This window comes from Paraburkholderia polaris, assembly GCF_012927345.1.
GTDB lineage: Bacteria > Pseudomonadota > Gammaproteobacteria > Burkholderiales > Burkholderiaceae > Paraburkholderia > Paraburkholderia polaris.
Genome location: NZ_JABBGJ010000061.1, coordinates 40,886 through 48,699 on the forward strand (window position 1 = coordinate 40,886; position 7,814 = coordinate 48,699).

8 protein-coding genes are annotated in these 7,814 nt (G+C 60.6%); 1 reads left to right on the forward strand and 7 read right to left on the reverse strand.

Annotated features, from left to right (window positions below; translation table 11 throughout):
• Positions 1 to 317: 317 nt before the first annotated feature.
• The 6 genes from HHL24_RS38800 to HHL24_RS38825 all read right to left on the reverse strand — a co-directional run bounded on the left by HHL24_RS38800 (position 318) and on the right by HHL24_RS38825 (position 7,250).
• Positions 318 to 1,289, reverse strand: coding sequence for a branched-chain amino acid ABC transporter permease (locus HHL24_RS38800; RefSeq protein WP_169490602.1), 972 nt, complete (start codon positions 1,287 to 1,289; stop codon positions 318 to 320).
• Positions 1,289 to 2,173, reverse strand: a complete 885-nt coding sequence (locus HHL24_RS38805) for a branched-chain amino acid ABC transporter permease (RefSeq protein ID WP_054038594.1) — start codon at positions 2,171 to 2,173, stop codon at positions 1,289 to 1,291. Before HHL24_RS38805 ends, HHL24_RS38800 begins: the two co-directional genes overlap by 1 nt.
• 192 nt (positions 2,174 to 2,365) lie before the next feature.
• Complete coding sequence (locus tag HHL24_RS38810; RefSeq protein ID WP_169490595.1) at positions 2,366 to 3,580, reverse strand: ABC transporter substrate-binding protein; 1,215 nt, start codon at positions 3,578 to 3,580, stop codon at positions 2,366 to 2,368.
• A gap of 54 nt (positions 3,581 to 3,634) precedes the next feature.
• A complete protein-coding gene (locus HHL24_RS38815; protein ID WP_169490596.1) occupies positions 3,635 to 4,393 on the reverse strand; it encodes an ABC transporter ATP-binding protein in 759 nt (252 codons plus the stop codon).
• Positions 4,390 to 5,169, reverse strand: a complete 780-nt coding sequence (locus tag HHL24_RS38820; RefSeq protein WP_169490597.1) for an ABC transporter ATP-binding protein — start codon at positions 5,167 to 5,169, stop codon at positions 4,390 to 4,392. Before HHL24_RS38820 ends, HHL24_RS38815 begins: the two co-directional genes overlap by 4 nt.
• A 365-nt stretch (positions 5,170 to 5,534) precedes the next feature.
• Positions 5,535 to 7,250: a GMC family oxidoreductase gene (locus HHL24_RS38825; protein ID WP_169490598.1), complete on the reverse strand. Its 1,716-nt coding sequence runs from the start codon at positions 7,248 to 7,250 to the stop codon at positions 5,535 to 5,537.
• Between HHL24_RS38825 and HHL24_RS38830 the strand changes: the two genes are divergently transcribed.
• On the forward strand, positions 7,240 to 7,509 hold the full coding sequence (locus HHL24_RS38830; RefSeq protein ID WP_169490599.1) for a hypothetical protein: 270 nt from the start codon (positions 7,240 to 7,242) through the stop codon (positions 7,507 to 7,509). The genes HHL24_RS38825 and HHL24_RS38830 overlap by 11 nt on opposite strands.
• Before the next feature lie 68 nt (positions 7,510 to 7,577).
• Here the strand turns inward: HHL24_RS38830 and HHL24_RS38835 are convergent.
• Positions 7,578 to 7,814 (reverse strand): IS66 family transposase (locus HHL24_RS38835; protein WP_169490223.1); only part of this gene is annotated, 237 nt, incomplete at its 5' end.

Here is a 7,814-nt window from a genome sequence, read left to right on the forward strand (position 1 = left end):
ATGAAAAGTACAAATAAAAAGCGCTGTTGGATATCAATCCAACAGCGCTTTCGTCTGGGCACTGAGTGCCTCATTGTCTCCTCGTTCTCCACCTGCAAAATTCGTGGTGCATCAGAACTGCATGAAGATTAAACGACCACCTGGCTGACTACAACTAGCAATTACCCTAGTGGTGCACTGCGGCACAAATTTGGGGCACGTTCTGTGCGGCTTTAGTGGCGGGGGTCAACCCTATACGCAATGCAAGATCCGGCTTAGCCGACTAAATACCGCCGAATTATATCGGACGCCAAATCAATTTAAAATTCGGTGCCGTTTCAGGTTCGCAATGGCCGCACTCGCGCGACGATCTCACCGACAATGCCGCGCCTGAACGCCAGCACACAGGCAATGAAAATCACGCCCGTTACGATGGTCACGGATTCGCCCAGTGACCGGAACCAATCAACCCCGGTAGTCGACGCCAGCGCCGTGCCGATATCGCCGAGCCGGTCTTCGAGCGCAACGATCAGCGCCGCGCCGAGCAGCGGGCCGAACAGCGTGCCCATGCCACCGACGAGCGTCATCAGGATAACCAGGCCCGACATGGTCCAGTACGCATCGCTCAGCGTTTCGAAACCCTGCACCAGCACCTTGAGCGAGCCCGCCAGACCGGCGAGCCCTGCGGACAGAATGAAAGCCAGCAGCTTGAAGCGATCGGTGTCGTAACCGAGTGACACGGCGCGCGGCTCGTTCTCCTTGATCGCCACCAGCACCTGCCCGAACGGTGAATGCACGATCCGTACGATCAGCAGAAATGCCAGCACCATCACGGCCAGCACGACAAAGTACAGCGTCACGTCCGACGACAGATCCAGCAAGCCGAACAGTTTGCCGCGCGGCACGCCTTGCAGGCCGTCCTCGCCGTGCGTGAACGGCGCTTGCAGGAACACGAAGTAGACCATTTGCGCAAGCGCCAGCGTCACCATCGCAAAGTAAATGCCCTGCCGGCGGATTGCAAACAGGCCGACCACCAAGCCGAGCATCGTCGCCGCAGCGGTGCCGGCCAGCACGCCGAGCTCCGGGGAGAAGCCGAGGGTCTGCATCGCATAGCCGGTGACATAACCGGCCGACGCAAGAAACATCGCGTGACCGAACGAGAGCAAGCCCGTGTAGCCGATCAGCAGATTGAAGGCCGCTGCGAACAACGCGAAGCACAGCACCTTCATGACGAACAGCGGATAGATGCCGAGCACGGGCACCGCGAGAAGCGCGATCAGCAGCAGACCGTAGAGCACTTTTCTCTGCATCATTTTTCCTTGCCGAAGAGACCCGCCGGGCGCACCAGCAATACAAGCGCCATGATCACGAAGACGACGGTCGCCGACGCTTCCGGGTAAAACACACGCGTCAGCCCTTCGATCACGCCAAGCAGCAGGCCGGTCAGAATCGAGCCCATGATCGAACCCATGCCGCCGATCACGACCACCGCGAACACGGTGATGATCATCGGCTGGCCCATCAACGGCGAGACCTGGATCACCGGTGCGGCAAGCACGCCGGCAAACGCCGCCAGCGCGACGCCGAAGCCATACGTGAGCGTAATCATCAACGGCACGTTGACACCGAACGCCTCGACCAGCTTCGGGTTTTCGGTGCCAGCGCGCAGATAGGCGCCAAGGCGCGTCTTCTCGATCACGAACCACGTCGCGAAGCAGACCACGAGCGACGCCACCACCACCCACGCACGATAGTTCGGCAGGAACATGAAGCCGAGATCAGTCGCGCCGGAGAGCGCCGACGGCACGTCGTACGGCTGGCCGGACGAACCGTAGATCGAACGGAACACGCCTTCGACAACCAGCGTGAGGCCGAAGGTGAGCAGCAGCCCATACAGGTGATCGAGCTTGTACAGCCAGCGCAGCATCGAGCGTTCGATCACGATGCCGAACACGCCGACGATCAGCGGCGCGAGCACCAGCATCACCCAGTACGGCAGGCCGAAATACGACAGGCCCATCCACGCGAGCATTGCGCCGAGCATGAACAACGCGCCGTGCGCGAAATTGATCACGTTGAGCAAGCCGAAGATCACGGCAAGACCCAGGCTCAGAATCGCGTAGAACGAGCCGTTCACGAGCCCCAGCAGCAGCTGGCTCAGCATCGCCGGTAGCGGAACGCCAAAGATTTCCATTGAAGCCTTAATCCCTTAAGCCAACGCCAAGGTGAGATCGGTTACGCACGACCCGGCCGTCGTGCGATCGGTGCATTCGCCGATCGCACGCGGCATGTGCAACGGTCTGCAATCGCTCTGTGTACCATCACGGCGCCACGCATCTCCCGTCAGGCGGAGCGCACAGACGGCCGTCTGGTTATCAATCCGCGCTCATTTCCACAACGCGCAGCGCGTTTCAGCCTTGGTCGTAAACGCCTGCTCGCCCGGAATCGTCGCGGTGATCTTGTAGTAGTCCCACGGCTCTTTGGATTCGGCCGGCGTCTTCACCTGCATCAGGTACATATCGTGGATCATGCTGCCGTCCTGACGGATGTAGCCCTTCGCGTAGAAGTCGTCGATCTTGGCCTTCTTCAGTTGCGCCATCACCTTGTCGGAGTCGGTCGAACCCACTGTCTGCACAGCCTTCAGGTAAGTCATGGTCGCCGAGTAGTCGGCGGCTTGCAGGCTGGACGGCATCTTCTTCATCTTGTCGAAGTAGCGCTGCGCCCACTTGCGCGTGGCGGCGTCCTTGTTCCAGTACCAGCTATCCGTCAGCACCAGGCCTTGGGTCGTTTCCAGACCCAGACTGTGGACGTCGTCGATAAACATCAGCAGCGCGGCCAGCTTCATCGTCTTCATGATGCCGAATTCCTTGGCGGCCTTGATCGAGTTGATCGTGTCGCCGCCCGCGTTGGCGAGGCCGAGAATCTGCGCCTTCGACGCTTGCGCCTGCAACAGGAACGACGAGAAATCCGATGCCGACAGCGGATGACGCACGGCGCCCAGTACCTGGCCGCCGTTGGCCTTCACCACATCCGAGGTATTCTTTTCGAGCGCCTTGCCGAACGCGTAGTCAGCGGTCAGGAAGTACCACGTCTTGCCGCCCTGCTTCGTCACCGCCGAGCCGGTGCCCTTGGCGAGCGCTGTCGTGTCGTACGCATAGTGGATCGTGTACGGCGTGCACTGCTCATTGGTCAGGGTGTCGGCGCCCGCGCCGATGCTGATGTAGACCTTGTGCTTTTCACCGGCCACGGTGTTCATCGAGAGGCCGGTTGCCGAGTTCGTGCCGCCGATCAGCAGATCGACGCCATCACGGTCGAACCACTCACGCGCACGCGATGCCGCGATATCGGCCTTGTTCTGGTGATCGGCGTAGACCACCGTAATCGGCTTGCCGTTGACCTTGCCGCCGAAGTCCGCCACCGCCATGCGGATCGCTTCCAGGCCGCCCTGTCCGTCGATGTCCGCGTACAACCCCGACATGTCGGTAATGAAGCCGATCTTCACCGCATCGTCAGCCGCTTGCGCGCTGCTCATCGTCAACGCGGCGCCGGCGGCAACCGCGAAACACAGTGTGGCAAGCCGCGCGAGTGGGTTCTTTTTCATTCCTGTCTCCTGGTTTTCTTCACTTGTGGTTATCAGAGGCAATCGGACGTCTTTTTATACGCCAAGTAGGTCGTGCAGCACCGGCATCTTGCTTTCGAGCTCACTGGCCCCGAAGTGCTCGACAATCGCACCGTGCTCCATCACGTAGAAGCGATCCGCGAGTGGCGCGGCAAAACGGAAATTCTGTTCGACCATCACGACCGTGTAGCCACGCTCTTTCAGCGTCATGATCATGCGGGCAAGCGCCTGCACGATGACCGGCGCAAGGCCTTCCGAGATTTCGTCGAGCAGCAGCAAACTCGCGCCGGTACGCAGAATGCGCGCGACGGCCAGCATCTGCTGCTCGCCACCCGAGAGCCGCGTGCCCTGGCTCATGCGGCGTTCCTGCAGATTCGGGAACATCGTATAGATTTCTTCGAGCGACATCATGTGCGCCTTGTCGCCGACGGGCGGCGGCAACAGCAGATTTTCCTCACAAGAGAGGCTCGAAAAAATCCCCCGCTCTTCCGGGCAATAGCCGATGCCGCAATGAGCGATGCGATGGGTCGGCAGGTTGATGGTTTCACGTCCGCCGATGCGGATCGAACCGGTGCGCCGGCCGGTCAACCCCATGATCGCGCGCAGTGTGGTGGTGCGCCCCGCGCCGTTACGGCCCAGCAGCGTGACGACTTCGCCGCGGTTCACCGTCAAATCGACGCCATGCAGGATATGGGACTCCCCGTACCATGCCTGCAAACCCGCGATCTCCAGCGCGGGGGCACCGCCAGCCGTACCGCTCACCTCGAGGCTTTCACGCTCGGCAATCGTATTCATGCGTGGGCTCCGGCGAGCGCCGCGTCTGCGCTGCCCATATAGGCTTGCATCACGAGCTGGTTCTTCGACACTTCGGCGTAGCTGCCTTCGGCGAGCACTTCGCCCCGTTGCAGGACGGTGATGGTGTCGGAGATGCCGGCGATCACGTTCATGTTGTGCTCGACCATCAGGATCGTGCGGCCGCTCGATACTTTCTTGATCAGGGCGGTGACGCGATCGACGTCTTCATGGCCCATGCCTTGCGTGGGTTCGTCGAGCAGCATCAACTCGGGCTCCATCGCGAGCGTGGTGGCGATTTCCAGCGCGCGTTTGCGGCCGTATGAAAGCTCGACGGTCAATACATCGGCGAAATCGGTCAAACCCACCTGCGTGAGCAGGTCCATCGCCCGATCGTCGAGTTGGCGCAGCGTGCGTTCGCTCTTCCAGAAATGAAACGCCGTGCCTAGCACGCGCTGCAAACCGATGCGCACGTTCTGCAATGCTGTCAGATGCGGAAATACGGCAGAGATCTGAAACGAGCGGATGATGCCGCGCCGGGCGATCTGCGCCGGGCGCTCATCGGTGATGTCGATTCCGTTGAAGACGATCTGGCCCGCGGTCGGTTCGAGGAATTTGGTGAGCAGATTGAAGCAGGTGGTCTTGCCGGCCCCATTAGGGCCGATCAGCGCATGGATCGAGCCACGGCGCACGCGCAGGTTCACCCCATTCACGGCGATGAAGCCTTTGAACTCGCGAGTGAGGCCGCGCGTTTCGAGAATCGTATCGCCGAGAATCATGTTCCCTTCCATACGGAGTAAGGCGAAGCACTACGATCTTCCGCGCGAACGGCTGCGCGACGTTTGATGACGGCGACACCCCCGTGCCGCTCGTTGGCGTGCTGCACCAATCCGGACGGTAATCCATGGGGCAGCACGCAGCATGGCTGCCATTGTCGCGCCAATGATGCACCGCATTCATCGGGATTTGCACTTAGTGGATCACAACTGGTTGAAGCAGGCTCGCGGCGTGCTCCAGCGGTACTAGAACCCTGCTCAGGGCGTGCCAGAAGGATGCTCGAACGGTGCGTCAATCCTGCTCGAGGCATGCAAGGGGAAGTCCGAGGCACGCACTGCGGCCTCGGCTCCCGCTGTCACACGGCGTGTCACACGTTGGACATGGATGGCGCAGCGTTCGTCTGAACCAGAACGCTGCCGGCCACGCGTGCGCGACGGTCCTCACGGATCATGTCGCTGGCGCGTTCGGCGATCATCAGCGTTGGCGAATTGGTGTTGCCCGAGGTGATGGTCGGCATGATTGATGCATCGACCACACGCAAACCGTCAACTCCGATAACTCGTAGCCGGTTGTCGACTACGGCGCCGGGATCGTCGGAGGTGCCCATACGGCAGGTGCCGACCGGATGAAAAATGGTGGTGCCGACCGCGCCCGCGGCCTGCTGAAGTTCTTCTTCGGTCTGGTACTGGATACCGGGCAGAATCTCTTGCGGCCGATAGGGCGCGAGCGCAGGCGCCGCGGCGATGCGGCGCGTGAGCCGCAACGCGTTGGCCGCGACGTGCCGGTCGTAATCGGTGGACAGGTAGTTGGGCGCGATCAACGGTGGCGCCGATGCATCGGCCGATTCGATGTGAATGCTGCCGCGCGAGGTCGGCCGCAACTGGCACACCGACGCGGTGAACGCATTGAAGCGATGCAGCGGTTCACCGAAGCGCTCGAGCGAGAGCGGCTGCACGTGATACTCAAGGTCGGGGCGCGTGAGCGAGCGATCGTCCGGATCGGACTTGGCGAATGCACCGAGTTGCGATGGCGACATCGACATGGGGCCGCTTTGAAAGAGCGCGTACTGCATGCCGATCATCAGCTTGCCCCACCAATGGGCGGAAGCGGTATTGAGCGTGCGCACGCCATCGACTTTATAGGCCATTCGCAATTGCAGATGGTCCTGCAGATTTTCGCCGACGCCGCGCAGATCCTTCACGACCTCGATGCCGAGATTCTGCAGGCGCGCGCCATTGCCGATACCGGAGAGTTCGAGCAATTGCGGCGAGTTGACGGCACCGGAACTGAGGATCACTTCGCAACGGGCTTTGGCGAGATAGTCGGTGTTGTCGCCGCGATATTCGACACCGGTGCAGCGACGTCCTTCGAATACGACGCGCTGTGTGTGCGCACCGGTGATGACGGTGAGGTTCGGGCGCTTGAGCGCCGGACGCAAGAATGCTTTCGACGCATTCCAACGGATACCGCGTTTCTGATTGACGTCGAAGTAGCCGACACCGGTATTGTCGCCGCGATTGAAGTCGTCGGTGGCGGGTATGCCGGCTTGTTGCGCGGCGTGCGAAAACTCTTCGAGAATCTTCCATTTCAGGCGTTGTTTTTCGACGCGCCATGGGCCGCCCGCGCCATGCGATTCAGACGCGCCGGCGTGGTGGTCTTCGCTACGTTTGAAGATGGGGAGGACAGCGTTCCAGGACCATGAGGCGTCGTTGGTGACGCGGGCCCATTCATCGTAGTCCTCGCGCTGGCCGCGCATGTAGATCATGCCGTTGATCGACGAACTGCCGCCTAGTACTCTGCCCCGTGGGTATGAGAGGGAGCGGCCGTTCAGGCCGGGTTCTGATTGGGTTTTGTAAAGCCAATCCGTGCGGGGATTGCCAATGCAGTAGAGATAGCCTACCGGCACGTGGATCCAGTGGTAGTCGTCTTTGCCGCCTGCTTCCAACAGGAGGACTTGTACTTCCGGATCTTCCGATAGGCGGTTCGCCAGCACGCAGCCTGCCGTGCCTGCGCCTACTATGATGTAGTCGAATTCGCCTTCCAGGCGGCGGGGCGCCAGTGGTGGTTTTTCGGTGTTGCTCATTGTTTCGTCTCCTAAGCTTTTTTGCCTGCACGGCGGTTACTGGCTGTTTGCATGCGGTGTTGGCATTTCGTTTCCTTCATTTGTTTTGCCTGCGCGGCGCTTGTTCGTCTGGATGCCTGCGGGGTTGGCCTTTCCTTGGTTTGGTTTGCCTGCGCCGCGCTTTTTTGTCTGTGTGCTTGCGGTGTTGGCCCTTCCTTGGTTTGTTTTGCCTGCGTCGCGCTTTTTTGTCTGTGTGCCTGCGGTGTTGGCCTTTCCTTGATTTGTCAGTGGTCTATTAGCGTTCGCCCCTGTGCGGGGCAGGCACTTACTTTCTTTGCCGCCGCGTAACTATTCAGCAGCCGGAAGCGGCGAAACGACGAATCCGGCGAAGCCCAAAGCCAGCGCATCGATCAGCGAACGGTTCTGTTTGCGCAGACTGGCAAGGTAGGAGCGGATCGTGCAGAACGCTTCCATGCCTGATACCGCACGGAAACACCCTGAGATTTTCTGTTTGAGCTTGGGCATGCGGATATCGCGTTCGGCCTGGTTGTTGTCGAACGGTACCCGGTGATCGGCAATGAAGCG

Coding starts and splice junctions, on each gene's coding strand:
- HHL24_RS38810 (WP_169490595.1), bottom strand. CDS start 3,580: ATGAAAAAGAACCCACTCGCGCGGCTTGCCACACTGTGTTTCGCGGTT.
- HHL24_RS38805 (WP_054038594.1), bottom strand. CDS start 2,173: ATGGAAATCTTTGGCGTTCCGCTACCGGCGATGCTGAGCCAGCTGCTG.
- HHL24_RS38820 (WP_169490597.1), bottom strand. CDS start 5,169: ATGATTCTCGGCGATACGATTCTCGAAACGCGCGGCCTCACTCGCGAG.
- HHL24_RS38825 (WP_169490598.1), bottom strand. CDS start 7,250: ATGAGCAACACCGAAAAACCACCACTGGCGCCCCGCCGCCTGGAAGGC.
- HHL24_RS38800 (WP_169490602.1), bottom strand. CDS start 1,289: ATGCAGAGAAAAGTGCTCTACGGTCTGCTGCTGATCGCGCTTCTCGCG.
- HHL24_RS38815 (WP_169490596.1), bottom strand. CDS start 4,393: ATGAATACGATTGCCGAGCGTGAAAGCCTCGAGGTGAGCGGTACGGCT.